The sequence below is a fragment of the Polyangiaceae bacterium genome, assembly GCA_020633235.1.
Classification (GTDB): domain Bacteria; phylum Myxococcota_A; class Polyangia; order Polyangiales; family Polyangiaceae; genus JACKEA01.
This window is the reverse complement of sequence record JACKEA010000001.1, coordinates 1,851,453-1,877,653: the sequence shown is the minus strand read 5'-3', so window position 1 is coordinate 1,877,653 and position 26,201 is coordinate 1,851,453. Positions and strand designations below refer to the sequence as shown.

At 65.6% G+C, this 26,201-nt stretch carries 26 protein-coding genes; 16 read left to right on the top strand and 10 right to left on the bottom strand.

The annotated features are described in order from the left end of the window. Window positions 1-172: 172 nt before the first annotated feature. Both H6717_08240 and H6717_08235 read left to right on the top strand, forming a co-directional pair. Window positions 173-508: a hypothetical protein gene (locus H6717_08240; protein MCB9577000.1), complete on the top strand. Its 336-nt coding sequence runs from the start codon at window positions 173-175 to the stop codon at window positions 506-508. After that, window positions 505-1,716, top strand: coding sequence for a sigma-70 family RNA polymerase sigma factor (locus H6717_08235; protein ID MCB9576999.1), 1,212 nt, complete (start codon window positions 505-507; stop codon window positions 1,714-1,716). The genes H6717_08240 and H6717_08235 overlap by 4 nt, the downstream gene beginning before the upstream one ends. Window positions 1,717-1,812: 96 nt before the next feature. Here H6717_08235 and H6717_08230 read toward each other — a convergent pair whose 3' ends face one another. After that, window positions 1,813-4,095, bottom strand: coding sequence for a nitric-oxide reductase large subunit (locus tag H6717_08230; GenBank protein ID MCB9576998.1), 2,283 nt, complete (start codon window positions 4,093-4,095; stop codon window positions 1,813-1,815). Window positions 4,096-4,111: 16 nt separating this feature from the next. Continuing rightward, window positions 4,112-4,594 carry a hemerythrin domain-containing protein gene (locus tag H6717_08225; GenBank protein ID MCB9576997.1) on the bottom strand — a complete coding sequence of 161 codons (483 nt, stop codon included), beginning with the start codon at window positions 4,592-4,594 and terminating at the stop codon, window positions 4,112-4,114. 161 nt (window positions 4,595-4,755) lie between these two features. Here H6717_08225 and norR point away from each other — a divergent pair, with 161 nt between their 5' ends. Together norR and H6717_08215 are read left to right on the top strand one after the other, a co-directional pair. Beyond that, on the top strand, window positions 4,756-6,297 hold the full coding sequence (gene norR / locus H6717_08220) for a nitric oxide reductase transcriptional regulator NorR (GenBank protein ID MCB9576996.1): 1,542 nt from the start codon (window positions 4,756-4,758) through the stop codon (window positions 6,295-6,297). Window positions 6,298-6,412: 115 nt separating this feature from the next. Further along, on the top strand, window positions 6,413-6,769 hold the full coding sequence (locus tag H6717_08215; GenBank protein ID MCB9576995.1) for a VOC family protein: 357 nt from the start codon (window positions 6,413-6,415) through the stop codon (window positions 6,767-6,769). A 60-nt stretch (window positions 6,770-6,829) separates the two neighbouring features. Here the strand turns inward: H6717_08215 and H6717_08210 are convergent, their stop codons facing one another. The 6 genes from H6717_08210 to H6717_08185 all read right to left on the bottom strand — a co-directional run bounded on the left by H6717_08210 (window position 6,830) and on the right by H6717_08185 (window position 12,251). Then, the gene (locus tag H6717_08210; protein MCB9576994.1) at window positions 6,830-7,201 is read right to left on the bottom strand and encodes a VOC family protein; all 372 of its coding nucleotides are present in this window, start codon (window positions 7,199-7,201) and stop codon (window positions 6,830-6,832) included. Between the two features lie 40 nt (window positions 7,202-7,241). Then, window positions 7,242-7,985: a hypothetical protein gene (locus H6717_08205; GenBank protein MCB9576993.1), complete on the bottom strand. Its 744-nt coding sequence runs from the start codon at window positions 7,983-7,985 to the stop codon at window positions 7,242-7,244. A 112-nt stretch (window positions 7,986-8,097) separates the two neighbouring features. Continuing rightward, complete coding sequence (locus H6717_08200) at window positions 8,098-8,811, bottom strand: methyltransferase domain-containing protein (GenBank protein ID MCB9576992.1); 714 nt, start codon at window positions 8,809-8,811, stop codon at window positions 8,098-8,100. Window positions 8,812-8,831: 20 nt separating this feature from the next. Further along, window positions 8,832-9,761, bottom strand: coding sequence for a family 16 glycosylhydrolase (locus H6717_08195; protein MCB9576991.1), 930 nt, complete (start codon window positions 9,759-9,761; stop codon window positions 8,832-8,834). Window positions 9,762-9,889: 128 nt separating this feature from the next. Then, on the bottom strand, window positions 9,890-10,669 hold the full coding sequence (locus H6717_08190) for an alpha/beta hydrolase (protein ID MCB9576990.1): 780 nt from the start codon (window positions 10,667-10,669) through the stop codon (window positions 9,890-9,892). Further along, window positions 10,662-12,251, bottom strand: a complete 1,590-nt coding sequence (locus tag H6717_08185; GenBank protein MCB9576989.1) for a benzoate-CoA ligase family protein — start codon at window positions 12,249-12,251, stop codon at window positions 10,662-10,664. The genes H6717_08190 and H6717_08185 overlap by 8 nt, the downstream gene beginning before the upstream one ends. A 144-nt stretch (window positions 12,252-12,395) precedes the next feature. Here H6717_08185 and H6717_08180 point away from each other — a divergent pair, with 144 nt between their 5' ends. Further along, a complete protein-coding gene (locus H6717_08180; protein ID MCB9576988.1) occupies window positions 12,396-12,872 on the top strand; it encodes an Rrf2 family transcriptional regulator in 477 nt (158 codons plus the stop codon). 51 nt (window positions 12,873-12,923) lie between these two features. Here the strand turns inward: H6717_08180 and H6717_08175 are convergent, their stop codons facing one another. Next, window positions 12,924-13,082, bottom strand: a complete 159-nt coding sequence (locus tag H6717_08175; protein ID MCB9576987.1) for a hypothetical protein — start codon at window positions 13,080-13,082, stop codon at window positions 12,924-12,926. 236 nt (window positions 13,083-13,318) lie between these two features. On the opposite strand from H6717_08175, the gene H6717_08170 reads away from it, so the two are divergent. The 10 genes from H6717_08170 (at window position 13,319) to trpS (ending at window position 23,986) form a co-directional block, all read left to right on the top strand. After that, complete coding sequence (locus H6717_08170; protein MCB9576986.1) at window positions 13,319-13,723, top strand: c-type cytochrome; 405 nt, start codon at window positions 13,319-13,321, stop codon at window positions 13,721-13,723. 71 nt (window positions 13,724-13,794) lie between these two features. Beyond that, entirely contained in the window at window positions 13,795-15,681 is a 1,887-nt protein-coding gene (locus H6717_08165; protein MCB9576985.1) for a nitrous-oxide reductase, read from the top strand. Between the two features lie 50 nt (window positions 15,682-15,731). Beyond that, complete coding sequence (locus tag H6717_08160; GenBank protein ID MCB9576984.1) at window positions 15,732-17,840, top strand: 4Fe-4S binding protein; 2,109 nt, start codon at window positions 15,732-15,734, stop codon at window positions 17,838-17,840. Beyond that, on the top strand, window positions 17,837-19,060 hold the full coding sequence (nosD, locus tag H6717_08155; protein MCB9576983.1) for a nitrous oxide reductase family maturation protein NosD: 1,224 nt from the start codon (window positions 17,837-17,839) through the stop codon (window positions 19,058-19,060). The genes H6717_08160 and nosD overlap by 4 nt, the downstream gene beginning before the upstream one ends. Then, window positions 19,057-19,974 (top strand): ABC transporter ATP-binding protein, encoded by a 918-nt coding sequence (locus H6717_08150; protein MCB9576982.1) that lies wholly within the window; start codon window positions 19,057-19,059, stop codon window positions 19,972-19,974. Before nosD ends, H6717_08150 begins: the two co-directional genes overlap by 4 nt. Then, entirely contained in the window at window positions 19,974-20,771 is a 798-nt protein-coding gene (locus tag H6717_08145) for an ABC transporter permease subunit (GenBank protein ID MCB9576981.1), read from the top strand. Before H6717_08150 ends, H6717_08145 begins: the two co-directional genes overlap by 1 nt. Next, complete coding sequence (locus H6717_08140; protein MCB9576980.1) at window positions 20,768-21,262, top strand: nitrous oxide reductase accessory protein NosL; 495 nt, start codon at window positions 20,768-20,770, stop codon at window positions 21,260-21,262. The genes H6717_08145 and H6717_08140 overlap by 4 nt, the downstream gene beginning before the upstream one ends. 256 nt (window positions 21,263-21,518) lie before the next feature. Next, on the top strand, window positions 21,519-22,187 hold the full coding sequence (locus H6717_08135) for a hypothetical protein (GenBank protein MCB9576979.1): 669 nt from the start codon (window positions 21,519-21,521) through the stop codon (window positions 22,185-22,187). Window positions 22,188-22,215: 28 nt separating this feature from the next. Continuing rightward, on the top strand, window positions 22,216-22,848 hold the full coding sequence (locus H6717_08130) for a dimethylmenaquinone methyltransferase (GenBank protein MCB9576978.1): 633 nt from the start codon (window positions 22,216-22,218) through the stop codon (window positions 22,846-22,848). Between the two features lie 25 nt (window positions 22,849-22,873). After that, window positions 22,874-23,986 (top strand): tryptophan--tRNA ligase, encoded by a 1,113-nt coding sequence (gene trpS / locus H6717_08125; protein MCB9576977.1) that lies wholly within the window; start codon window positions 22,874-22,876, stop codon window positions 23,984-23,986. A gap of 12 nt (window positions 23,987-23,998) precedes the next feature. Here trpS and H6717_08120 read toward each other — a convergent pair whose 3' ends face one another. Continuing rightward, entirely contained in the window at window positions 23,999-24,463 is a 465-nt protein-coding gene (locus H6717_08120) for a hypothetical protein (GenBank protein ID MCB9576976.1), read from the bottom strand. A gap of 134 nt (window positions 24,464-24,597) precedes the next feature. Between H6717_08120 and H6717_08115 the strand changes: the two genes are divergently transcribed. Further along, window positions 24,598-26,196: a glycine--tRNA ligase gene (locus tag H6717_08115; GenBank protein ID MCB9576975.1), complete on the top strand. Its 1,599-nt coding sequence runs from the start codon at window positions 24,598-24,600 to the stop codon at window positions 26,194-26,196. Window positions 26,197-26,201 lie beyond the last annotated feature (5 nt).

Below are 26,201 nucleotides of genomic sequence, written 5' to 3'. Positions count from 1 at the left end.
CTGACGCCGCCGTCACCACGGATCAAAACAGTCGTAGCTGAGTTGCCGCGCGATTTTGGCCGAAAAACGATGAAAAAATGCAACGAGCGAAGGAAAATGCGTTCGGGTGTCCAAAACCCGTGGGGCCGCACGTCGTAGCTCGTCGGCAGAGCAAGCCGACAGGAGAAAAGCCATGCCCAAGTATCTGTGCATTCAGCGGAGCCAGGCCGGCGGCAACCGGGACAAGCCGTCCCCCGCTCAGATGGAAGAAATGTACGCGGTCTTCAACGCCTGGAAAGAGAAGTTCAGCGCGAACATCGTGGACATGGGAGGCCCTCTCGGGGGCGGCCGCGTCGTGACCTCCGAGGGCTCGTCCGATGGCCCCTTCGTGGAATCCAAGGAAGTGGTTGGCGGCTACATGATCGTGTCCGCAGACAGCGTGGACGAAGCGACTCAGGTGGCGCGGGAGTGCCCGGGCGTGGTTCGACCCGGCTCCAGCGTCGAGGTTCGCGAGATCAAGACTCCTTGACCGCTCCGCTGCGGGTCGAACACTTCTTCCGCCACGAGTACGGCCGCTTGGTGGCCACCCTCGCGCGACGTGTCGGGGCCAGGCACATCGAGGCCGTGGAGGATGCAGCGCAGTCCGCGTTGATGGCGGCCCTCGAAACGTGGCCCCGCGGCGGCCTGCCGGACTCTCCCTCCGCCTGGCTCTTTCGAGTAGCGCAGAACAATCTCACGGACGAGCTCAGGGCGCATTCGCGACGGCGTCGCATCTTGGAGCACGCCCCGCCGGAGGCAGAGGTCCCCGAGCCCGACGACCTGCTGCGCCTGCTCTTCACTTGCTGTGATCCGGCAATCCCCGAGGAATCGTGCGTCGCTTTCGCGCTGAAGACGCTGTGTGGCTTCGACATCCGAGAGATCTCACAACGGCTCTTCACCTCGGAAGCCAACGTGTACAAGCGTCTCGGGAGAGCGCGCGCTCGCCTGCGGGAGCTCGGTGCGGACACGATGGAACCGAATCCGGAGCGGCTGCCTGCGGTGCGCAAGATCTTGTACCTGCTGTTCACCGAGGCCCATCTATCGCTCCACACCGAGTCAGCGCTTCGGCGTGAGCTCGGTGCGGAGGCCATTCGCCTCACAACGCTGCTCGCGGAGCACGCCTGGGGCTGCTCCCCGGAGAGCGATGCGCTGGTGGCCTTGATGCATCTGCTCACCTCGCGGATGGCTGCCCGCCACGACGAGGACGGCGGGCTCTTGCTGCTCGAGGAACAGGATCGCGACCTCTGGGACCAGACGCAAATCGCTCTCGGCCTCGAATGGCTCGCGCGCTCTGCCCGAGGCGACGACTTCTCGCGCTACCACGCCGAAGCGGCCATTGCGGCGGAGCACTGCTTGGCGCCGTCTTTTCACGAGACACGTTGGGATCGCATCGCGGAAAGCTACGCCCTGCTCGAACGTTTCGCGCCGTCCGCCATTCACCGACTGAACCGTGCCGTGGCCGTGGCGGAGGGGCAGGGCCCGCAGGCCGGCCTCGAGCTACTGCAGGGCGTCGAGCCGCCCCAAGCGCTTGCCCACTCGTACCAATGGGAGGCCGTGCTCGCGGATCTCCATCGCCGCGCCGGCAACGACGCACTCGCCCAGCGCCACCGCGAAGCGGCCCTGGCCGCTGCGCCCACCCCCGCCATCCACAAGCTCCTGAGCCGCAGGTTGGTTGCCGCGGCGCGGGCCCACCCCTGACGTCCGCCTCGCACGACGAAGCGGGCACGCGATGCGCACCCGCTTCGACCGTGCGGCGCGGCGCGACGGGGATCGCGCCGAACCAACATCCAATCTTCAATGAGCGTGGGCTCGCTGGCCCGTGGGCAACGCTTCGCTCTCCTCCTTCTTCTTGTAGGACCAACCCGTCTTCAGCCCGACCACGAAGTACACCAGGGCGGCGACGCCAATGATGAACACGGAATCACCGACGAGGCGCAGCCAGCGTAGTGTCTGAATCCACGGCTGCTGCAGGAACTCCGCGCTGCGGGCGAACCACAGACCATGGTCGATGCTGGCCACCGCTTGAGCCAGACCGATGGGCAACAGGCTCAGCACGACCATCAAGCTGAGACCGCCGTTCATGGCCCAGAAGGCCAACTGGATCGGACGCTCGTTCCACTCTCCCGCCGGCGCCAAACGTCGGAGCACGAGCAGCGTGAGACCGAGGGCGAGCAGGCCGTACACACCGAAGAGCGCAGTGTGAGCGTGCACCGGCGTGGTGTTGAGGCCCTGCATGTAATAGAGCGCCGCCGGCGGGTTGATCAGGAAGCCGAACACGCCGGCGCCCACCAAGTTCCAGAACGCCACGCCCAAGAAGAAGCGGAGCGGCCAGCGATAGGTCGCCATCCAGGGCGCACCGCGAGACACCTTGTAGGTTTCCCAAGCCTCGAAGCCGATGAGCGCGAGGGGCACGACCTCGAGTGCGCTGAAGCTCGCGCCGACGGCCATGATGGAGACCGGCGTGCCACTGAAGTAGAGGTGGTGGAAGGTACCGGGGATGCCACCCACCAGGAAGATGGCGGTGGAGAACAGCACCGCCCGCGTGGCGCTCTTCGGACGAATCAAGCCGAGACGCGAGAAGATGAAGGCCATGGCCGCCGTGGCGAAGACCTCCATGAAGCCCTCGACCCAGAGGTGCACGACCCACCAACGCCAGTACTCCATCACGGACAGGTGCGTCTTGGCGCCGTAGAAAAAGCCCGCGCCGTAGAACAAGCCGATGGCCGCGGCAGAGCCCGCGAACAGCATCACGAGCTGGCGCGTGTCGTCACGGCGCTGCAGTGCCGGCCATAGGCCACGGAGCATGAGCACGAGCCACAAGATGAGACCGACGAACAGCGCGATCTGCCAGGCGCGGCCGAGGTCGACGTACTCGTAGCCCTGCTGACCGAACCAGAAGCCCAGATCGAGCCCGAGGTGGCGCTTGACCGACATCCACTCGCCGGCCAGCGACCCCAGCACCACCACCAAGAGCGCGCCGAACAGGACGTTCACGCCCAAGCGCTGATACTTCGGCTCCTTGCCGCCCACGGCGGGGGCCAGGAACAATCCCGCGGCCAAGAAGGCAGTCGCGATCCAGAACACTGCCAGCTGGACGTGCCAGGTGCGGCTCACCACGTAAGGGATCCAGCTGGACATGGGCAGGCCGAAGAAGCCCTGGCCTTCCACCGTGTAGTGCGCCGTCAGAGCGCCGGTAGCGACCTGCAGCACGAACAACGCGATGACGACCACGGCGTACTTCGCCACCGCCTTCATGCTGGGAGTGAGCGTGAGCTTGCTGAACGGGTCCTGCTTAGCCGGATCCGGAAGGTCTTCGTCGCGATCGCGAAACACCTTGTACCAGACCAGAGCACCAATCCCGGCAATCAGCAGAACGATGCTGATGAACGACCAGATCAGGTTGGCAGACGTCGGCACGTTGCCCACCAGCGCTTCGTGCGGCCAGTTGTTGGTGTACGTCACGTCGGTTCCCGGCCGGTCCGTGGTGCAAGACCACGCGGTCCAAAAGAAGAACGACGTCATGTCGTGGCGCTCGGAAGCGTCCGGCACCGCGTGCTCGTGAAGCGCGTAGGACTTGCGGAGCTGCGTCAGGGACGCATCGTCCCCGAACAGCGCATCGTAGTGATCCGCTGTGGCTTTCATCGCTTGGGCGCGGGCGTCGGACACCGTGAGCGTCCCGGTCGTCGCGTCGTAGCGGTTGGTCCGAAGCTCTCGCCGGAGCCGCTCCCTGAGCGCCGCCTGCCGCTCCGCCGGGAGCGAGGCATAGCTCGCGGGGGCGGCGTACTGGTCGAGCAACGTGATTGCCTCGCGATGCAGCCAGTCCGCGGACCAATCCGGCGCTTGATAGGCGCCGTGGCCCCAGATCGAGCCGATTTGCTGGCCTCCAATGCTCTGCCACACGCGCTGTCCCCGCAGGATCTGATCCTTCGTCATCAGCTCCTGACCGGACGCGGTGACGACGCGGTCGGGGATGGGCGGCGCTTGCCGATAAACCTCTCGCCCGAACACGCCAAGCACGGTGAACGTGCCAATGAGCACCGCCGCAAGGGCGATCCAGAGTTTCTTCGTGCGATCCATTGCGAAGCTCCTTGCTTCAGCCCGCGAGCGCCCGCGGGAAGAGAACGTCATTTTCCAAGTGGATGTGGTCCATGAGGTCGACCTCCAGCTCGTGGAGACCGCGGTACAACTCGCGCCAGCTCTCACACGCCTCGTCCGGCGGCGTCAGTCCGGACGTGAGCTGGTGGATGCGGACCAAGTTGTCTTCGTGGTCCTCGTGCTCCTGCAACATCACCTGCACCGGCATGTGGGCCATGGCGCCACGACCGGAGAGGAACATCGGGAACAGGATCTGTTCCTCTTTCTGCAGATGCCCTTCCACGGAGTCGAGCACCTCCGTGAGCAACTGTGCGAGGCCGTGCGGGCAGCGCTCGCTGTCGGCGTGCGCGTCTTCGACTTTGTAGGCGAGCTCGATCAGGCGCGGTAGCTCGCTGCGGAGCGGGGCGTGGTAGCGCTCGAGGATGTGCTCGATGAGCTCCGACAGCGGGCGCTGGTCCCAGCCCAGGGGTTGAGCGGCGATGGTCACGGGTAGCCTCCGAAATCCATGAGTTCGACGCCCCTGGAGCAACCAGCGTGCCGCTCGCTAATCGCTGGAATTCGCGCGCATCGAGAGGCAAGTTATGCTTTTCGCAACACCATCAAGCGTTGCGCTAGTCATAACGTGTTGTACTATTTGCAACGTTGAATCACCTCCAAGCCCTGCTCTCCATCGCGTCGGATCTGACGGCAGCGCTCTCCTCCGAAGAGCGCTACCACCGCCTGCTCGAAGCGCTTCGCCGAGTCATCCCGTACGACGCCGCCGTGCTGCTTCGACTCGAAGGGGATCATCTGGTGCCCATCGTCGCGGAGGGGCTCACGCCCGATGCCATGGGTCGAAGCTTCGCGCTGCGCGAGCAACCGCGGCTCGAGATCATCTGTCGCTCCGACGGCCCGGTCACGTTTCCGAGTGACACTGAGCTGCCCGACCCCTACGACGGCCTCTTGGCCCACGACCACGGGGAGTTCACGCGCATTCACGCGTGTCTCGGCTGCCCGCTGCGCGTGGGAGACGAGCTGATTGGTGCGTTGACCGCGGACGCTGCGCGACCCAACGCGTTCGAAGCGATCGACACCGAGTTCCTTGCGGCTGTCGGCGCCCTCGCCGCCGCCGAGATCCGCACTACCCACATGATCGAGGCGCTGGAGCAGAGCGCAGAGCGCCAGGGGCTGATCGCACGGGATCTGATGCGCGACACTCAGCTGCGCCAGGGCAGCGACATGATAGGAACCACACGCGTCATCCAACGCCTGCGGCAGGACGTGGAGCTCGTCGCTCGCTCGGACTTCACGGTGCTGATCACCGGGGAAACCGGCGTGGGCAAGGAGCTCGTCGCGCGTGCCGTTCACGCTGCCTCCGAGCGGCGCGCCGAGCCCATGTTGTACGTCAACTGCGCGGCGTTACCGGAGACACTGGCGGACAGCGAGCTGTTCGGTCACGTCCGCGGCGCTTTCACGGGTGCGACGCAGGACCGGGCCGGCAAGTTCGAGGTGGCTCGGGGCGGCACCCTGTTCCTCGACGAGGTTGGAGAGCTCCCCCTCTCTGTCCAGCCCAAGCTGCTGCGCGCGATTCAACAAGGGGAAATCCAGCGCGTCGGATCGGACAAGCTCGTGAAGGCCGACGTGCGTTTGATCGTCGCCACGAACCGTGACCTCGAGCGCGAGGTGAGCACCGGCAGGTTCCGCGCGGACCTGTACCATCGCTTGAACGTGTATCCGCTCCGCGTCCCGGCGCTTCGGGAGCGCGCGGAAGACATCCCGCTCTTGGCGGGCTACTTCTGCGACGTCATGCGCCGGCGCTTGGGCCTGGGTCCGGTGCGCATCGACGCGCGCGCCATGGCCGCCCTGAAGCGCTATCACTGGCCGGGCAACGTGCGCGAGCTCGAAAACGTGCTGTCCCGCCTCACGCTCAAGGCCGCTGCCCACGCCAAGCGCGGAGATCCCGTCGTGATCGGCAGCGCGCATCTGGGCTCAGACTTCTCTGCAACCTCCCCCGCCCCTGCCGCCATCGAGCCCGCCGCGGTGCCGACCAATGTCGATTTCAAGGACGCCACCCGCGCGTTCCAGCGCGCCCTGGTGGAGCGCGCCCTCAGCGAACAGGGCGGAAACTGGTCCGCAGCGGCGCGCTCCCTCGGCATGCACCGCAGCAACTTTCACCACCTCGCAGTGCGTCTCGGCTTGAAGTAGAATTACCCGTCGGAAAACGGCAGGCCGGTCCGGTGAGCCCCGGCCACTCCCCTTCAGGAGTCCTTGATCCCCGCACGGTGCGGTGAGGTCCCTCGACGGAAGGGATACCCACGCCATGCGACTCAACCACCTGGACCTGCAGGTCTCCGACGTTCAGCGGTTCACTGGATTGCTCGAAGACGTGTTCGGGTTTCGACAGCTGACCAGCCACGCCTCGCCGGCCATCGCAATCCTGGATGATGGCGAGGGCTTCACACTGGTGCTGCAGAAGAAGCCCCGGCCCGCCTACCCGAAGGACTTTCACTTCGGTTTCCTGGTACCGGATCCCGAAACAGTGAAGAAGAAGCAGACCGAGCTGAAGGCGCGTGGTCTCGACGTTTCCGACGTGATCGAAAGCGGTCGCGGCGTCCTCGTCTACTGCCGCACCTGGGATGGCATCATGATCGAAGTGAGCTGGCACCGCCCGCGTTGAGTAGTTTCCGCGGCGAACCAACATCCAGCTGCAGATTTTGTTGGTTCGGCGCGATACCCGTCACGCCTCGTCGCCGCTCGGCTCCCACAGCTCGATGGGATTGCCTTCCGGATCGTACAGGCGCGCGAAGCGGCCGTTGGGGTACGCCTCGGGATCCACTTTCACGTCGATGCCGGCGGCGCTCAGCTGCTCCACCATGGCGTCGAGATTCGCCACGCGGAAGTTCAGCATCCAGCCCTGCTTCTCCGGGAAGTAGGTGGTGTCGTGGGCGAAGGGTGCGAAGGCCGTGGGACCTGCTGCCTGCGTCCAGGGCTGCGCGTCGTAGGACGCCGGCACCGGCAGCACACCAAGGTGACGTTCGTACCACGCCGTCAGCGCCTCCGGATCGCGTGACCGAAAGAAGAAACCGCCGATTCCCGTGACTCGCTCCATGGCCGCTTGTACTCCGGGCGACCGCGCGCGGCCAGCGGACTCAGGCGCCCCCGCCGCTCGACGTGCCGCAGCTGTTGCACAGCATCTGATTGCACGCGAACAGGTTTGCAAGGTCCTGCCCCCCGGCTGCGAGCTGCTCGCCGCATTGGGTCTCCACGCAGCTCTGATCGCCGCCCGGGCACTTGCTCGAGAAGCATTCGATCAGGCTCGCGCACGCGGAGCCCGGACCGCAGCTCGACATCTGAGCACAGCAGGTCGAGGCCATGCATGCGTCACAGGAGCCGTCGCCGGAGCCCCAGCTGTAGCCGCAGCTGCCGTCCCCGCCGCCGCCGGGCGTTCCGCCGCTGCCAGAGCTGCCACCGAACCCGGGGCTTCCACCGCTGCCGGGAGCGGCCGGTGTGAAGGTGCCCGTGCCGTTGCAGGTCACCGCTTGTCCTTGATGGCTCAAGTCGCACGAGAACGACGGCACACCGTTGCTGACGGTCTCCGAGCACGTACCCGTCACGCCGCCCTCGTTCACCTGCCGCGTCATGGTGCTGCCGTCCGCGGTGTACGTCTTGACGGAGTTGTCGAGGTTGCTCGTCGATGTGACCGTGCAGCCCGACTGGGTGTACACGCTATCGATCGGAATCGTCGAGCCGTCCGAGCAAGTCAGTGAGCCCTTGTGCGTTCCCGCGAAGTTCGCGCAGCTGCCGTTGCCGCTGCCTCCTCCGGCGCCGCTGCTGCAACCCGACAAGAACAACACCACCGCTCCAGCACTCCACACCCAACCGTTCTGCCTCATTCTCGCTCCTCCGTTGGCGGAGGACGGTTGCAACGCCCATGCCGCCCGGGCGAGCGACAAAAGCCAGGTGAGCCGAGCGCAGCACGATGGTCTCAACCGTTCACTGAACGGTTCAGCGTTCACGCCATGCGCTCAGCAGCACCTGTCCGGCGAGCATCCAGTGCATGTCCAGCCGCCGGAATCCGGCCTGTTCCAGCCACTGCAGCTGCTCGACGAGAGTGGAGGGGTGGTCGATGGATCCGGGCGCAATGCCATGGCGAAACAAGTTCCATTCCTCGCGCTCGAAGCGCCGGAACGCTTCGGAGGCACCGAGCGCCCGGCGTCGGGTCTCCTCGTCCCACATGTCAGCGGCAAGCTTCCACCCGGCCTCCGTCTGGGGTCGAACCAGGTCGGCAAGCACGAACACGCCTCCGGGCGCCAACATCTCCCACAGATCCGAGAACAGTCGGCGTTTGCCCGGACCGTCCAGGTGATGCACCGCGAGGCTGGACACGACGGCGCGCAAAGGCTTCATGTTGGTGCGCCAATCCAGAGCCGCGATGTCAATCTGCCGGGTCACGAGCCGCTCGCCCACGCGACGACGCGCCGTCGCCAGCATGGAAGCCGAGCCATCGTAGGCAAACAACTCCGCCTCTGGGCAAGCGACGCCCAGCGCCTGGGTCATCAGCCCCTCCCCCGAGCACAGGTCGAGAATGCCCCCTGGCGCGTCGCTCGATTGCACCAGGGCCACCGCAATGGCGATCTGCCGTTCGCGCTCCGGAACCGCATAGTGCGAGAGGCTCTGGTACGTCTCAGAGTCGTCCTCGCTCCATTCTTCGTCGCTCATCCAGCTCGGCTCCCCAGCCGCTATTCCCACGCTCGCACGTAGTCGATGAGCACCTCGGAGCCAGCGCCGTACAAGGGCGTCCCGCCGCAGCCTTCCGTGAGATCCAGGATCAGCGAGTGGGGCTTGCCGTTGTCGTCCGTCGGGTAACTCTTCACCTTCTGACCGTCGTAGTAGACGTCCACCGAGCTGGCCATGCGGTGCATGCCGTACACGTGGAACGCGTTGGACCAGGTGCCCGGGATGGTGCCGAAGTTATGAGCGCCGGATGGCGAGTGGTAGTTCACCGTGAGCGTGCCGCAGCCTTCGGCAATGTCGTGCTCGCCGGCCGCCGGCCAGCCCGGTCCGCTGGTCCACCACGCGGGCCAGTTGTAGATCTTCTCTCCGGACCCGGGGAAGTTCACCCGCGCCTCGGCAAAGCCGCCCACCGGCAGGTCGTAGGACTCGGCGCCCGCCTTGAACGATCCGCCGAACGCCGGCGCACACGCGCTGCCCGTGCACACGCAGCCGCCGGAGCTCGAGGACGCGAGCGTCAGCACGAGGTTGCCGCCCGACACTGCGACGTTGGCGGTCTTGCACGTCGCGCTTCCCCAGCCACCGCCGTCCATCGTGGTCCACTTCGCCGAGTCCAGGCTGGAGCCGTCGAACTCGTCGTCGAAGGCGAGCGTCCAGTTCCCGGACACACCCACGGGCAACACGGCGCCGGAGCCACCCTGCCCTGCTGCCCCGCCTCCGCCAGCCGCGCCACCGCTCCCCGAAGCCCCCGCCGCGCCGCCGCTTGCGCCGCTGCCTGCGACGCCGCCCACTCCTCCCGTGGAGCCACCACTGCCACCGCTTCCGGCCGTACCGCCGGAGCCTCCCGAGGAATTGCCCGGTGAGGTGTCGTCGCTGCTACCGCAGCCAGCCACCAAGACGACGGCGAGCACAGCAACGGCAATGGTCGTTCGCGTCATCGCTCTCTCTGAGCAGAGGGTAGGCCCGGCGTGAACATTCGGTCAACGCACGGAGGGAGGTTCCGCGCCGGACCGAAAACAGCCGACTTCGAAAGCTGCCGATGGATGTTGGCTCGCCGCGGAACCTCTCAACACGCCGCCCGCACGAATGCGGCGATGGCGCGGGTGACGTCGGCGCGGGCGTCGCGCTGCGGAGCGTGGCCCGCGCCCGGCAGCACGACGCGCGAGAAGGGCCCGCGCACGCCGCGCTCGATGGCGTCGATCTGAGCCAGCGTGCCGTACGGATCTTGGTCGCCCTGGATCGCCAGCACCGGCAGCTCGATGCGCGGCAGGTATTCCTCGATGTTCCATTTTCGGAATTCCGGATCGAGCCATGCGCGGTTCCAGCCATAGAAGGCGCCATCGACGTCGGCGTGGTGGCGCGCGAGGCGCAGCCGGAGATCGCCCGTCTCGTACGCCACCTTGGCCTCCGCGATGGAGCGCACGGAAATGTCCTCCACGAAAACGTGCGGCGCGAGCAGCACCAGAGCTTGCACGCACGCGGCGCGCCGCTCGCTGCCGGCGTGGATCAGCGCGATGGAGCCGCCGTCGCTGTGGCCCAGGAGGATCCCGCGCTCCACGCCGGCAGCGGCCAGCACGTCCGGCAACGCGCGGAGCGCTTCTTCGTGCATGTAGCGCAGCGAGCGCGGGTACGGCGCCGGTTCGGACCGGCCGTAGCCCCAGCGGCTGAACACGAGCACGCCACACTCGCACGCGGCCGCGAGCTCCTGGGGCCAGTCGCGCCAAGTAGAGACGGAGCCGAGCCCTTCGTGGAGCAACACCAGCGTCGGCGCCGCTTCCGGCGGTGGCCCGATCCAGATCGCTTCCAGCGCGTGACCGTCGGCCCGCAGACGCAAGCGCTCAACCACGCAGGCGATACCTCTGGATCTTGCCGGTGGCCGTCTTCGGCAGCTCCGCGCAGAACTCGATCCAGCGCGGGTACTTGTAGTGCGCCAAGCTACCTTTCACGAACGCCTTGAGCTCCGCTTCCAACTCCGGGCTCGGCTTCTGCCCCGGCTTCAGCACCACGTAGGCCTTCGGTTTGATGAGGCCGTCGTCGTCCGCGTGGCCCACCACGGCCGATTCCAGCACGGCAGCGTGGGCGCTCAAGGCGGACTCCACTTCGAAGGGCGACACCCAGATGCCCCCCACCTTGAGCATGTCATCCGCGCGACCGGAGTACGTGTAGTAGCCGTCTTCGTCGCGGATGTAGCGATCTCCGGTGCGCGTCCAGGGCCCGTGGAACGTCGCCAGGGACTTGCCTCGGTTGTTCCAGTAGTGCGCGGCCGCGCTCGGGCCGTGCACCCACAGCGATCCCTCTTCGCCCGCCAGCGGCGGCTCGCCGTCGTCCCCCACCAGCTTGAGCTCGTAACCCGGCACCGGCTTGCCGGAGGTGCCGTAGCGCACGTCCCCGTGGCGGTTCGAGATGAAGATGTGCAGCATCTCCGTCGAGCCGATGCCATCCAAGATGTCGCTGCCAAAGCGCTCGCGCCACGCCTCGCCCACGTGCCGCGGCAGCGCCTCGCCGGCGGAGATGCTCACCCGCAGCGCGGGAGATACGCCGCTCTCGGCGAGCTCATCGCTCGCCAGTAGCGACGCAAACAGCGTCGGCACACCGCAGAAGATGGTGGGCTTCGCTTCGCGCATCACGCGAGCCACCACTTCCGGAGTGGGCCGCTCGGAAGAGAGCACCACCTTGGCGCCGACCGAGAGCGGGAACGTCAGGGAGTTGCCGAGACCGTAGGCAAAGAACAGCTTTGCCGCGGAGAACACCACGTCGTCCGGGCGAATGCCGAGCACGCCCTGCCCGTAGAGCACGGCCGTGTACGCCAAGTGCGAGTGCAGGTGCACCGCGCCCTTGGGCGCGCCGGTGGAGCCGGAAGAGTAGAGCCAGAATGCGACGTCGTCCGGCGTCGTGCTCGCTGGCTCGAGGACCGGCGCCGCCGTTGCCGCGAGCTCGTCCAGCGACGAATGCTCCTTGCGATCGCCGCCGCGTGCCGAGGCGGCAACCACGACTTTCGGCTTCCTCGAAAGCTCCGCCAGCGCCGGCTCCAGCTTGGGGAGCAGCGCGTCGCTCACGATCACGGCTACGGCGCGGCTGTCTTCCAGCATGAAAGCGTAGTCGCTCGGCGTCAGCAGCGTGTTCAGCGGGATCGGCACCGCGCCGAGGCGCATGGCGCCCAAGAACGCCGCCGGGAAATCGAAGCCGTCCAACATCAGGAGCGCCACGCGCTGTTCGCGCTGCACACCGAGCTGCGCCAGCGCGTTGCCAATGCGCGCCGCGCGTTCGGACAGCTCCGCGTAGCTGTGGCTGCCGGCTTCGTCCACGTACGCAGTGCGGCTGCCGTCCGCGTGGCGGTCGAGCAAGTCCGCCGCGGCGTTGTAGGTGCGCGGGAACTGCACCCGCGGCGGAGACGCCGAGAGCGTCGCCTCGGAGCGATGGTCCTCCATACGCGCGAGTGTACCACCGCCCCGCTGCGTGCTCAGCCGACGCTCCTCTGCATCTCTACCCGCCAAAGTACGCGACGTGGTGTGACGAAAGCGCCGCTTGGTCTACGAGCGACATGCGCTATTGTCTGACATCGAGAATACCGCATGAGGCCAAAGCACTCGCTCCCCCTGCCCGCCGCGGACCGCGTGGCGCCCCTGAGCCAAACGGCGGAATACGCGCTCCGGGCCATGGTCTATCTCGCCTTGAACCCCAACGAGGGCGTCCGCTCCAGCGACTTGGCAAGCGCCATCAACGTTCCCTCCCACTACCTGTCCAAGGTTTTACGCAAGCTCGTCGAGGCGGGGCTGCTCGCGTCGCAGAAGGGCCACGGTGGAGGGTTCACCCTCGCCCGCGACCCGGATGGCATTCCGTTTTCCGACATACTGGCGGCCGTGGGGGAAGAGCCTTCCGGCGAACGCTGCGCGTTCGGTTGGGGTCGCTGCGATGCACGAAACCCATGCCCTCTCCACCCGGCGTGGTCCAAGCTCAACGCGGCGATGTTGGCGTGGGCGCAGAGCACCACGCTCGCGGACGTCGTGATGACAGCGGCGTCTCAGCGCCCCGCGTCAGCGTTCAAGTAGGCGGCTCGCACTCGGCGCCGGTTCGCACGTGCCTTCGTGTCTGCGGGCACCTCAGTGTACGACGAACGTTGCAGCATCGACTTCCGGGCCGATGCGTCCGGACGACGGCGTTTCGGCACGAAGAGCCGCGAACGCTTTGAGCGCGATCGACACCACGACGATTGACGAATCGTTGGCGACTTCCTCGATGCGATCCGACCCTTCTTCCATGCGGAGTCGCACCCGCGTCAGAACGCGCTGCTCGCTCAGTAGACACGAATATCTATTGAGCTTGCAACAATTTTTTATTATCGCATGACGTTCATCCATGAAGCTATGACACTCGTCATATGGTTGGAATTACAGACTTTTTCGTGGGCTCCTGCGTGCTAGATCAACGAGCACACCGTTGACTCGAGCTCGCTCGGGACCGTCCCGCGAGCTCCACGCTCCGCTCGGGAGGCAAGATGTTGAAGCCCCTTTGCTCGCTGGCGATGGCTCTTTGTTTGCTCGGTTGTGACAAGAAGTCGAGCGAGGCGACGCCATCGGCTCCGTCAGCCACTAGTGCGCCGGTCGCGGCAGGAGATCCTGCGGCGGAGGCCAAGGACTACTTCAAGAAGACCTGCGTGGTGTGCCACGGCGAGTCCGGTGAGGGCAATGGGCCGGGCTCTGCGGCGCTGGATCCCAAGCCACGCAACTTCACGGATGCCGCCTGGCAGGCGCAGGTGAAGGACGACGAGATCCGAAAGGCGATCATGGGCGGCGGCATCGCGGTGGGCAAGAGCCCCGTGATGCCGGCCAACCCACAGCTAAAGAGCAAGCCGGAAGTGGTCAGCGAGCTCATCAAGATCGTGCGTGGCTTCAAGAAGTAGTGCGAGGGCAGTGGCAACGCTCGCGGGGCGCGAGCGCGTGGGAAAGGAAGCGACTAGTGGCACAGAACCCGATGGACCAGGAAGCGCAAAACCGACGCAAGTTCCTCACGGCAAGCATCGCGCTTGGGGCGGCCGCGGCGCTGGCGGGATGCGACGACAAAGGCAGCTCCGGCTCGGCCGGCTCGGCCGCTCCTGCCGCTGGCGGGAGCGCCGCACCCGGCACGGCTGGCGAAGGGCACCTCGAATCCGAAGTGAAGCCCGGCCAGCTCGATGAATACTACGGCTTCTGGAGTGGCGGTCAGTCCGGCGAGATCCGCATACTCGGCGTGCCGTCCATGCGCGAGCTGAAGCGCATACCCGTATTCAACCGCGACTCCGCCACTGGTTGGGGACGCTCGGACTGGTCCAAGCAGCTCTTGAAGGGCTTGGAGAGCGGTGACACCCACCACGTGCACCTTTCCTACAAGGACGGCACCTACGACGGGCGCTACGTGTACGTGAACGATAAGACCAATGCTCGCCTAGCCCGGGTCGACATCGAGACGATGGAGGTCGATGCCATCACCGACATCCCGAACGCGCAGGGTACCCATGGCATCTTCCCCCAGCGCCACAAGACGGGCCTCGTGTTCTGCAATTCCGAGTTCCGCACGCCGCTACCCGACGACGGCAAGGGCGAGCTGGAAGACACCAAGACCTACGCGGCCATGCACACGGCCATCGACGGCGAGACGATGGAGGTGAAGTGGCAGGTGATGGTCGAAGGCAACATGGACCTCGCCGCTGCCGACTACAAGGGCATGTACTCGTTCGCGACTTGCTACAACTCCGAGGGTGCAGCGGACCTGGAAGGCATGATGGCCAAGGACCAGGACCATCTGTACGCCTTCAACCTCGCGGAAATCGAGAAGGCGGTGCAGGCCGGCAAGGGCATCAAAGTGGGCGATTCGAACGTCCCCGTGATCGACGCGCGTGGGGACAACGGCCCCTACGTGCAACGCATCCCGGTACCCAAGAGCCCGCACGGGGTAAACATGGATCCCACCGGAAAGTACGCCGTGGTCAGCGGCAAGCTGTCGCCCACTGTCTCGGTGGTGGACGTGGACAAGCTCGCCGACGTCTTTGCCGGCAAGATCAAGCCGCGCGAGGCGGTCGTCGCGGAGCCCGAAGTAGGTCTCGGCCCGCTGCACACGGCTTTCGACGGTCGGGGCAACGCCTACACATCCATCTTCATCGATTCGGTCATCACCAAGTGGAACATCGACAAGGCCATCAAGGCCTTCAAGGGTGAAAAGGTCGACCCCATCGTCCAGAAAATCGACGTTCACTATCAGGTTGGCCACACGAATGCGTCGATGAGCGAGACCAAAGAGGCGGATGGCAAGTGGCTGGTCGCCTTGTGCAAGTTCTCCAAGGATCGGTTCCTGAACGTCGGTCCGCTCCATCCCGAGAACGATCAGCTCATCGACATCAGCGGCGAGAAGATGCGACTGGCCCACGACGGGCCGACGTACTCCGAACCGCACGACTGCGTCATCGTCAAGCGGGACCTGATCCATCCCCAGAAGATCCAGCCCCGCAAGGCTCCGCGCTTCAAGATGTACGAGGAGTGGGCCAAGGAAGACGGCGTTGATCTCAAGAAGGACAACAAGGTCATCCGCAAGGGGAAGCTCGTGCGTGTGTACATGACGAGCATGGCGCCCAAGTTCGGAACCAAGATGTTCAAGGTGAAGAAGGGCGACACCGTGCAGGTGATCGTCACCAACCAGGACAACGTGGAAGATCTCTCCCACGGGTTCTGCATGACGCAGCACGACGTGATCATGGTCGTGAACTGCCAGGACACGAACAGCATCACGTTCACCGCCGACAAACCGGGTGTGTACTGGTACTACTGCCCCTGGTTCTGCCACGCACTGCACTTGGAAATGCGCGGTCGCATGATCGTGGAAGCCTGAAGCATTCAGAGGCCCGGGGCGGCTCCTGTCGCCCCGGCGCGGGAAGAAATATGAACCGAGGCGTCTGGAGCACGTTGTTCGTGCTCGCAGCGGTGCTGTGTGCCCTGCTGCCCGCGCGAGCCGCCGCAGAAACTACCGGCAATATCGAGCTGGACTGCAGCAAGCTGGACTGCAAGGGCGTGCTGCCTGGCGCGGTGCGCTTCGACGTGGTCAAGGGGGCTCGGTACCGGCGGGGCGTCGACGCGGCGGGCAAGGAGGTGGGTTGGGTCGTGCTCTCCACGGACGTGGTGGACATCAAGGGCTACTCCGGCAAGCCCCTCGTCACCCTCGTGGGACTGACGCCCCAGGGCGTCATCAGTGGGGCCAAGGTCATCGCGCACAGCGAGCCGATCCTGTTGGTCGGCATTCCCGAACGAAAGCTGCACGAGTTCGTCGGGTTCTACGCCGGCAAGTCCGCCACGCAGAAGATCGTCGTCGGTTCGTCCCGGGAGCCCGACGCCGTGACCGTCGACATGATCAGCGGCGCGACGGTCACCGTCCTTGCAGAAAATCGCACCATCCTCGACACGGCGCGCACCCTGGGGTCCGAAGTTGGAGTGGTCAAGCTTGACGAGCTCTTCCCCGGACACTTCGTGAAAGAGGACCGCCCCTGGACCTGGGCGGAGATGACGAGCAAGGGTGTGTTCGGCCGCCTCACCGTCAGTGAGCGCGACATGGGGCTGGAAGCGGACGGCACCTTCATCGATCTGTGGTTCACCATTGCCGATGCTCCGCAGGTGGGGCGGGCGCTGCTAGGTGATCGGGAGTACGCCTATCGCGTGAGCCAACTGAAGGAGGGCGAGCACATGCTCGTCATCCTGGGCAACGGCTCCAGCTCCTTCAAGGGCTCGGCCTTCGTGCGGGGTGGCATATTCGACCGTGTGCGCGTGGATCAGGGCCTGCGCAACACGATGTTCACGGACCACGAGTTCATCAACATGTCTGGCGTAGCGGCAAACGGCGCACCAGAGTTCAAGGAGTCGGCAGGCTTCATCGTGCGCGCGGGCCGGCTGGACCCCGGTGCTCCGTTCGACCTGGTCTTCTTGGGCAGCCACTACAACCACCGAGGCGGCTTCAGCCGGGACTTCCGGGCGACCCGTGCGACCTTCCAGCTACCGTCCAGCGTGTACGTCAGCGAGCACAAGGTCGACGCGAGCACGGCGATCTGGCGAGCCGCTTGGGACAATCACAGGCTGACCGCAAGCTTGGTGAGCGCCTATCTTCTGTTCGTTGCGCTGTTGTTCGCCGGGCGCCGCTGGCTGACCGCGAACATGGCGCGACTCAAGGTGCTCCATCTCGTCGTGCTGACCACCAGCTTCCTGGGGTTGGGCATCTGGCTGCGCGCCCAACCCTCCGTGACTCAAGTGCTCACGCTCGCCGGTTCGGCGGTTGGACACTGGCGCTGGGGCCTGTTCCTCAGCGAGCCGCTCTTGTTCGTGAGCTGGATCTTCATTGCGGTCGTCACCATCGCCTGGGGTCGCGGCGTATTCTGCGGCTGGGTCTGCCCCTACGGCGCCATGACGGAGCTCGCCCACAAGCTGGGTCGACTGCTCAAGCTGCCCAATTTCGAGCTGCCCGAACGCGTGCACCGGCCGGCCCGCTACCTCCGCTACGTGGTCCTGGCGGCGCTGCTGGGTACCTTCCTGTATTCCTCGGAGCTGGGCGAGAAGATGGCGGAGGTAGAACCGTTCAAGTCCACGTTCTACGTGCTGCCCTGGACTCGTCAGTGGTTCTTCTTTGCCTGGTGGGCAGTCCTTCTGGGGGCCTCCTTCGTGTGGTGGCGGCCGTTTTGCCGTTACCTCTGCCCGCTCGGCGCTGCGCTGGCTTTGCCCTCCAGTTTCAGGATTTCCGGGCCCCACCGGAGGGCGTTCTGCTCGAGCTGCACCATCTGCACTCGCGGGTGTGAACCGCGCGCCATCGACAAAGACGGCGCCATCGATTCACGGGATTGTCTCAGCTGCATGGAGTGCGAGGCGAACTACCGAGACCAACAAGTGTGCCCGCCGCTGATTGGAATCGAGCGCCTGCTGCAGAAGGGAGAGCCCGACGAAGAGCGCCTCGCAAAACTGCGCCAGGACGCCACGACGGTGCGTCGTCCCAGACCGCGAGATGCAACATGAACCGCCTGATTCCGTGGGCAGTTCTCGCTGGCACCCTGGTCGCATCACCGGCACCGGCCCGAGTGCTGGTTGCGGGTCCTTCGCTGGCGGACACGTTGAAGCAGGCTGTGGATGGTGACGTCGTCGAGGTTCCCAAAGGGACGTACGCGGGCTCCTTCGTCGTGGACAGGCGCATCACATTGCGCGGCAAGGGGGCAGTCTTGGACGGTCAGGGCCGCGGCACCGTGCTCCGCATCGAGGCTGCTGGCGCGGTCGTGGAAGGCTTTTCGATCCAGAACGGCGGGACTGACCTCGCCGCGCCGGATTCCTGCGTCTACCTGGCCGAGAAGGCTACGGGCGCCGTGCTCCGAAAGAACGTAATCGAGGGCTGCGGCTTCGGCGTTTGGGTCCATCGTACGGACAAGGCCCGCATCCTCGACAATCGAGTGATCGGCTCCCTCGAGGGTCATCGTTCGAATCGAGGCAACGGCATCCAGCTATTCGACGCTTCGCATCTGTTGGTCGAAGGCAACGTAGTGACGGGTGGACGAGACGGGATCTACGTGTCCGCGACGGACGACAGTGTGATCCGAAAGAACAGCTTCGAGAAGACGCGCTACGGCGTCCACTACATGTACTCCTATCGCAACACTCTCGAGGGCAACGAAAGCTCGGACAGCTTCAGCGGCTTCGCCCTGATGGGGAGCCGCTACATTCGCGCCCACCACAACACGGCGTCCGGCAATCAGGAGCACGGCATTCTGCTCAGGGACGATCAGTACTGCACCATCCACGACAACGTCATGGAGCACGATGGTGTCGGTCTGTTCGTCTACTCCAGCACCGAGAACCGTATCTTCGGCAACCTGATGCGAGGGAACGAGATCGGCGCCAAAGTCTGGGCCGGGAGCGTGCGCAACGAGGTCTTCGACAACGAGTTCGTCGGTAACCGCAGTCAGGTCTTCTATGTGTCCGCGGAGGACTTGGTGTGGGGGAAAAATGGCCCCGGCAACTACTGGGGCGACTACCTGGGCTGGGACCAGGATGGTGATGGCTTCGGGGACCGGCCCTACCGCCTGGACAGCTTCACTGCGAGCTTGATCCACCGCTTCCCCGCGGCAGTGCTGCTCGTGCGTAGCCCGGCGCTGGAGCTGCTTTCGCACCTCGAACAGACCCTACCCATCCTGCGCGTACCCACCATCATCGACAACCGGCCACGAATCACGAGGAAGCAGCCGTGAAGACGTTGGACCTTCAAAGGGTCTCCGTTCGGTTCGGGAAGGTCGAGGCGCTGCGGGACGTCACGCTCGAGGTGAAAGCCGGCGAGACCATGATCCTCGTCGGGCCAAATGGCGCGGGGAAGTCGACGCTGGTGAAGGTAATTCTGGGCCTGGTGCGTCCGGCGGCCGGCGTTCTCGTGGTGGATGGCAAGAGGCGCCGCGTGGACAATGCCTTCAAGTGCCACTTGGGCTACTTGCCGGAGGCCGTGGCGTTCGCCGAGAGCTCGACTGGACGCCAGGTATTGTCGTTCTTCGCGCGAGCGCGAGGGGTAGAGAAAGGACGCGTGGACGAAGTACTTTCCTTCGTCGGGCTGTCGAGTGCTAGCCGCCGCGCCGTGCGTGGCTACTCCCGTGGCATGCGTCAGCGCTTGGGACTGGGCGTCGCGATCCTGGCGAAGCCCGAGCTGTTGATCTTGGACGAACCCACGGGCGGGCTCGATCAGGAGGGACTGTCGGTGCTGTGGTCCGTGCTGGCTGAGTGGAGGAAGGCCGGCCGCATGGTGCTGATGGCGACCCATGACTTGGCTTTGGTGGAACGACGTGTCGACCGCATGTGCCTGTTGGACGCGGGCAGCGTGGTTGCAGTGGACACGCCGGCCAAGCTTCGCGAGCGGGCGGAACTACCAGTCCGGGTGGTCTTCTCCCTGGCAGAAGACACGAACGGCGTTACCCCCTTCGTGGAGAGGGTTCAGGGCTGGAACGGCGGCAGTCGCGCCGCCCTCGACGGCGATCAACTGCTGGTCGACGTGCCCCCGGCGGGACTCCTGGACTTGCTCGAGCTGCGCCAGCAGTACGCCGGCGCCATTGCCGGAGTGCGCGTCATCGAGCCAGGGTTGGATGCGGTGTACGAGCGTCTGCTGGAGCGGAGGCAGTGATGGGACGCGTGGGTCGAGCCCTGGTTTGGCACGAACTGCTCGAGCGCACCCGCGACCGTTGGGTGCTCGTCATCAGCGTTCTCTTCGCGTTGCTGTGCTCCGCCGTGAGCCTCTACGGTCGCAGCGCGGAAGGCGGCGCTAGCCAACTCACTGGGCCCAGCTTGGTCACACTCTCGAGCTTGTTGGTGCCGCTAGTTGCCCTAGTCCTGGGCCACGATGCAATAGTCGGGGAACGCGAGCGCAACACACTGGGGCTGCTCCTCTCCCTCCCCGTAGGCAAGTTGGAGGTCGTCCTCGCAAAGCTCGTCGGCCGCCTGCTCGCTCTCAGCGGCGCGGTCGGCTTGGGGCTGGGCGCCGCCGTTGCGTTCGCGCCAAAGGGACAAGCGTCGGTGCTGATGGCGCTGCTCGGGCCGACCTTGCTCTTGGGCGCTGCCTTCCTGTCGCTCGGCGTTCTCATATCCTCCCTCACCCGCCGCCAGCTCACCGCAGCCAGCTTGGTGGTCAGCACCTGGTTCTTGCTGGTGTTCTTCTACGATCTCGGTCTTCTTGGCCTGTTGGTGGTCACGGACGGTGGAGTCTCGCAAGCCACCATTGCCCGCCTCGTCATGGCCAATCCCGCGGGACTCTTTCGCTTGCACATGATGGAGCGCTTCGCCGGCCCCGCGGTGCTCGAGAGTCTCGGTGTTGTCGTTCCACTGCCCGGACCTGCGGTCACTGCGCTCTTGTGGGCAGCTTGGATCTCGGTACCAGTAGTCATCAGCGGCGTGTTGTTGTCCCGTCAGAAGGTCGTGCAATGAAGGCTCCTTGGATCCTCGTCCCGGTTCTATTCCTCGCCATCGCTCCGGCGTGCCAGAACAACCCTGCGCCATCGGCAAGTGGCGCAGCATCCGCCGTAGCCATCGGCGACGACGAGTGCGCAACGTGCGCAATGGTCGTACGCGAACAACCGTCGCCGCGAGGGCAGCTGGTGCGGAGCGACGGCACCCGCCAAATGTTCTGCTCCATTGGCGACCTGCTGCAGGGGCTCAATGCCCCGTCAGCACACGGCAAGGCCTCTCGCGTCTTCGTGGAAACCTTGGATCCAAAAGCGGATCCAGCGCAGACCAGTACCGCCCAACGCCCATGGAAGCCGGCAGATTCCGCGAGCTACGTGCTGGGGATCTCACGCAAGGGCGTCATGGGCACGCCTGTCCTCGCCTACGCCACCCGCGCACAAGCAGAGGTGGTCGCCAAGGGGCGCAACGCGAAGGTGTACGACTGGAAAGGGCTGACAGAGACGCTCCGATAGGTATCTCAGGAGCGCATTGATCGCCGGCAGCTGGGACCACCTGGGACTGCTTCTGTTGGCCCGGCGCGATGCCCGGCGCGCCGGGCGCGTTTCCGCGCCGCCCCAACAAAACCAAAGCTGAGCTGCCGAAGACGGCACGAAGCGCGATCGCGCTTTCCTTTGCGCAAGCGCCGCAAACGGCCTGGCGCCACGGGCTTCGTCGATCGCGGGTGTTTTGCCCGAGCGGGTCAGCGAAGCGCGGTGATACGCTGACACCATGCGAGACGCCAAGGACGCGCTCCGGCATCAGGTCCGGGCGTTGGAGGAAGAGCTCGCTGAGAAAGAAGCGGAGCTCGCCCAGATGCGGCGACAGCAGGAGCAAGGTCCGGAGTCCGAGCCAGCGCCCGAGCCCGCTCCGAAGAAGAAGAAGAAGCGTGCGAAGCGCGACAAGGCCGTCTCTTCGGAGCCGCCGGAGATCCGCCTGGGCGCCGCGCGGCCCGATGGCTCCGTGCGCTACATCGTGCGCCCGATCGACAAGGTCTGGGTCACCATCATGTCCATCGTCGCCGTGGCCATGGCCTCGGCCATTGTCGGCGGCGTAATCAGCGACGGGCAAGCCGGCGAGTTTCCGTGGCTGGCGCTGACGCCGATCCTGCTCCTTCCCGTCGCCCTCACCTTCCGCGCCGGATTCGACGTCGACGTCGCCAAGAAGAAGATCTTCGTCTGGGAGTCCTGGGGGCCATTCACCACGATGAGCTTCAAGCTCCATCGCCTGAAGATGCCCGAGCTCCGAACACGAATGGAAACCGCCTACGACAGCGAATCCCGTGGGCGCGTCACACGCCTGTACTGGGGCAACAAGAACGTCCGCGCCACGCTGGAGTCCTCGCAGCTCTCGGACATCATGAGCGAGGTCCGCGCCCTGATCGACAGCGCTCGCGACTAGCGCTCACGTATGATGCGGTGATTCGCCCATGACCATTTCAGAAGCCCTTCTCGCCCGCTGGCGACGCGTACCGACCGCTGTCGTCGCCGACATCACCGGCGGCGCATGCCAGCTCGATCCCGACATTCGACCGCTCCGCCCCGCCGGTCAGCAGCCGGCGCTGTTCGGGCGGGCGCTCACAGCGGAGTGCCCACCGGCGGACATCGGAGCCGTGATCGGCGCGCTGGAGCTCGCGAAGCGCGGCGACGTGTTGGTCATCGCCGCCGGCGGTCATCGGCACACCGCGACCATCGGCGAGATCCTCGGCGGCTACCTGCGCGCGCGGGGCGCTGCGGGCATCATCTGCGATGGAGCCGTGCGCGACGTGGGCGCCCTGGGCACCTGGGACGACTTCTCGGTGTTCAGTCGCTTCGTCACTCCGCGCGGCCCGACGAGCTTCGCGCAAGGCGCCGTCAACGGCGTGGTGAGCTTCGGCGGACGGAAGATCTCTCCCGGAGATCTCGTCATTGGCGACGACGACGGGCTCGTGCGCCTCACTCCGGAGGACGCCACGACCTGGATCGAGGCCGCGGAAGAAGCCCTGAAGCGTGAACGCCAGTGGCAGGAAGCGCTCGCCACGGGCAAGGCCATCCGCGAGGCTCTGGGGCTTCCGAGCGGCTGAGCTCACCTGCTACTCTCCCGCCGCCATGGAAGAAAAGTTCGAGATCGACGCCGAGGACGTGGAGCAGGAGTCCGCCACCTTCGTGGCGGCGGCGCGACGGAGCCAGTCCATCTGGGAAGATCTGCCGAAGAACCCGGGGAAGTACCGTGTGCTCACCGGGGAGCGCCCGACGGGGCCGCTGCACGTCGGGCATCTGTTCGGCACCGTGGCAAACCGCGTTCGCATCCAGGGGCTGGGCGCGACCACCTTCATCGTGATCGCCGACTACCAGGTGCTCACGGATCGCGACACGGCGGACGCCGTGGGCGAGAACGTCCACGAGGTGATCTTGGACTACCTCGCCTCGGGCCTCGATCCCGACAACGGCCGCACGTTCTTCTTCAGCCACAGCCACATCCCGGAGCTCAATCAGCTCGTGCTCCCGTTCATGTCTCTGGTGACCACCGCGGAGCTCGACCGAAACCCCACGGTGAAGGACGAGATCCGCGCGGCGGGCCTGCGTCAGGTCAACGCGCTGATGTACACGTATCCCATCCACCAGGCCGCCGACATCCTGTTCTGCAAGGGCAACGTGGTGCCGGTCGGGCGCGATCAGCTCCCCCATCTCGAGCTCACGCGCAAGATCGCGCGCCGCTTCAACGACCGTTTCGCCAAAGACGCACCGGTGTTCCCCGTGCCGAGCGCGCTGCTCAGCGACATGCCCTTGGTGCTGGGAACGGACGGCCAGAAGATGAGCAAGAGCCGCGGCAACTCCATCTTCCTCAAGATGACCGCGGAGGAGACCGCCAAGACCATCAAGGGCGCCAAGACAGACTCGGATCGCAACATCAGCTACGACCCTCAGGCCCGTCCGGAGGTCGCGAACCTGCTCCGGTTGATCTCCATCTGCACAGAAGAAGCCCCGGAGGCCATCGCCGCGCGCATTGGGGATGGCGGCGGGGGCAAGCTCAAGGCCGAGCTCACCGATGCCCTCAACGCCTACCTGGCGCCCATCCGCGAGCGCCGCGCCCGCTACGCCAAGGATCCGGCCTACGTGAAAGAAGTGCTTCGCCGCGGCGTGGAACGCGCTCGCGAAGAGGGCGTCGCCACGCTCAAGCAGGTACGCAAGGCCATGAACATGGACCACGGCCTCGACTGACGAGCGCGCTCCTCAGTACTTCCGGACCCCGGGGAAGAAACCCGTCAAGTCGTTGAGCACTGGGGTAACCAGGTCATCGTCCTCCAGACGGTCGTCGTCGCCGTCGAGGGAGATCCACTTGCAGCCGCCGGGAAAGCACTGTTTGTCGAGCGATTCGCCGCTGGGCCGAAGACGACCGAGGATCCCTTCCACCTTCGCGGTGTCTTCGGGACTCAGAACGATCTTTTTCCGTGTGACCTGAGCGGGGTGCTTCTCATGCTCGCCCGCGAAGGGGTCGGAGTCCTCGACGGATAGAGTCCGCTGCGGGCGCGAGTAGCGAATGGTCCGGAAGAAGTCCGCGGTGCCACCGCGCGCACCCACCTCCACGGTGTCCGCGTCCTCGGTCCAGCCCGTTGGCGCGTTGGGACCGCGGTGAGATGCTCCACAGGCGCTGGCGAGTGCGCCGACAGTGACGGCCATGAGGGGCCCGATCCGCATGCCCGATCCTACCTCTTTTGCCAGAACCGAAGGCCATCTCGAGACCGAGTCCATGGCGGTTCCTCGGCGAGGAAGAACTGCGCTATGAACTCCCGGTCCCCAGCCAAGGAGGCTTCCCCGTGCCCGCACAAACCATGGAACAGATCGTCTCACTCTGTAAGCGCCGCGGATTCATCTTCCCCGGCTCCGCCATCTACGGCGGGCTGCAGGGTACGTACGACTACGGTCCGTTGGGCGCGGAGCTGAAGAACAACCTCAAGCGGGCCTGGTGGAGCGCCAACGTCTGGGAGCGCGACGACATGGAGGGGCTCGATTGCTCCATCCTGATGAACAAGCTCGTGTGGCGCTACTCGGGCCACGAGGAAACGTTCTCGGATCCGATGGTGGACTGCCGGAGCTGCAAGATGCGCTGGCGGGCGGACCAAATCTCCGACAAGTGCCCCAGCTGCGGCTCCAAGGACCTCACGGATCCGCGCCCCTTCAACCTGATGTTCAAGACCCAGGTGGGGCCCGTGGCGGACGACGAGTCCTTCGCCTACCTGCGGCCGGAAACGGCGCAGGGCATCTTCGTCAATTTCAAGCACGTGCTGGATTCCACCAACCGCAAGCTGCCCTTCGGTATCGCGCAGATGGGCAAGGCGTTCCGCAACGAGATCACGCCCCGCAACTTCATCTTCCGCGTGCGCGAGTTCGAGCAGATGGAGATCGAGTACTTCGTGATGCCGGGGGAGGACGAAGAGTGGCACCGCCGCTGGGTGGAAGATCGCATCAACTGGTGGCTGTCCGTGGGCCTCTCGCGAGAGAACCTCGAGCCCTATCATCAGAAGAAGGACGAGCTGGCTCACTACGCCAAGGCCACGGTGGATCTACTGTATCGCTTCCCCCACGGCCTCGAGGAGCTCGAGGGCATCGCCAACCGCACGGACTTCGACCTCGGCTCCCACAGCAAGGCGCAAGACGAGCTCGGCCTGTTCGCGAAGGTGAACCCCAACGCCCACAGCACCGAAAAGCTCATGTACTTCGACGCGGCCAACAAGAAGCACGTGGTGCCCTTCGTGATCGAGCCTTCTGCCGGCGTGGATCGCGGCGTGCTGGCGGTGCTCAGCGAGGCCTACGCCGAAGAGCAAGTGAAGGCGCCCCCGGCGGATCGCCTGAAGCCGGTGGAAGAAGCGCTGGCGTCCTTCCTCAAGTCCGCGGACAAGAATCAGAAGCTGTCCGACGAGCAGAAGGCCGCCATCGCGCAGGAAGGCGAGCGCATTCGCGGAGACATCGCGCAGCATCTCCCCTCCGTGGCGGCCCTCTTGAACCTGTCCGGCGCGGGCTCCATCGAGGTCGGCAAGAAGCTCCGCGGCCAGGCCGAGCGCGTGGTGGACGAATTCTACCGCACCGTGCTCCACCTCAAGCCGCACATGGCGCCCATCAAGGTAGCCGTGCTGCCGCTCAAGAAGAACGCGCCCGAAATCGTGGCGACGGCCAAGCGCATCCGCAGCGATCTACTCCGCGCTGGGGGCATGCGCACGGTGTACGACGACACCGCCGCGATCGGAAAGCTCTACCGCCGGCAGGACGAGATCGGCACGCCCTTCTGCGTCACCGTGGACTTCGACACCCTGGGCGAAGGCAAGGATCCCGCACTGAAGGACACCGTCACCGTGCGCGACCGTGACACCATGGCTCAGGAGCGCGTGCCCATCGCCGAGCTCCGCGAGTACATCGCGGAGCGCATGCGCTAGGTTCC

Coding starts and splice junctions, on each gene's coding strand:
- H6717_08130 (MCB9576978.1), top strand. CDS start 22,216: ATGACCATTTCAGAAGCCCTTCTCGCCCGCTGGCGACGCGTACCGACC.
- H6717_08210 (MCB9576994.1), bottom strand. CDS start 7,201: ATGGAGCGAGTCACGGGAATCGGCGGTTTCTTCTTTCGGTCACGCGAT.
- H6717_08140 (MCB9576980.1), top strand. CDS start 20,768: ATGAAGGCTCCTTGGATCCTCGTCCCGGTTCTATTCCTCGCCATCGCT.
- H6717_08185 (MCB9576989.1), bottom strand. CDS start 12,251: ATGGAGGACCATCGCTCCGAGGCGACGCTCTCGGCGTCTCCGCCGCGG.
- H6717_08175 (MCB9576987.1), bottom strand. CDS start 13,082: ATGGAAGAAGGGTCGGATCGCATCGAGGAAGTCGCCAACGATTCGTCA.
- H6717_08165 (MCB9576985.1), top strand. CDS start 13,795: ATGGACCAGGAAGCGCAAAACCGACGCAAGTTCCTCACGGCAAGCATC.
- H6717_08145 (MCB9576981.1), top strand. CDS start 19,974: ATGGGACGCGTGGGTCGAGCCCTGGTTTGGCACGAACTGCTCGAGCGC.
- nosD (MCB9576983.1), top strand. CDS start 17,837: ATGAACCGCCTGATTCCGTGGGCAGTTCTCGCTGGCACCCTGGTCGCA.
- H6717_08115 (MCB9576975.1), top strand. CDS start 24,598: ATGGAACAGATCGTCTCACTCTGTAAGCGCCGCGGATTCATCTTCCCC.
- H6717_08160 (MCB9576984.1), top strand. CDS start 15,732: ATGAACCGAGGCGTCTGGAGCACGTTGTTCGTGCTCGCAGCGGTGCTG.
- H6717_08180 (MCB9576988.1), top strand. CDS start 12,396: ATGAGGCCAAAGCACTCGCTCCCCCTGCCCGCCGCGGACCGCGTGGCG.
- H6717_08230 (MCB9576998.1), bottom strand. CDS start 4,095: ATGGATCGCACGAAGAAACTCTGGATCGCCCTTGCGGCGGTGCTCATT.
- H6717_08205 (MCB9576993.1), bottom strand. CDS start 7,985: ATGAGGCAGAACGGTTGGGTGTGGAGTGCTGGAGCGGTGGTGTTGTTC.
- H6717_08240 (MCB9577000.1), top strand. CDS start 173: ATGCCCAAGTATCTGTGCATTCAGCGGAGCCAGGCCGGCGGCAACCGG.
- trpS (MCB9576977.1), top strand. CDS start 22,874: ATGGAAGAAAAGTTCGAGATCGACGCCGAGGACGTGGAGCAGGAGTCC.
- H6717_08135 (MCB9576979.1), top strand. CDS start 21,519: ATGCGAGACGCCAAGGACGCGCTCCGGCATCAGGTCCGGGCGTTGGAG.
- H6717_08170 (MCB9576986.1), top strand. CDS start 13,319: ATGTTGAAGCCCCTTTGCTCGCTGGCGATGGCTCTTTGTTTGCTCGGT.
- H6717_08120 (MCB9576976.1), bottom strand. CDS start 24,463: ATGCGGATCGGGCCCCTCATGGCCGTCACTGTCGGCGCACTCGCCAGC.
- H6717_08195 (MCB9576991.1), bottom strand. CDS start 9,761: ATGACGCGAACGACCATTGCCGTTGCTGTGCTCGCCGTCGTCTTGGTG.
- H6717_08215 (MCB9576995.1), top strand. CDS start 6,413: ATGCGACTCAACCACCTGGACCTGCAGGTCTCCGACGTTCAGCGGTTC.
- H6717_08200 (MCB9576992.1), bottom strand. CDS start 8,811: ATGAGCGACGAAGAATGGAGCGAGGACGACTCTGAGACGTACCAGAGC.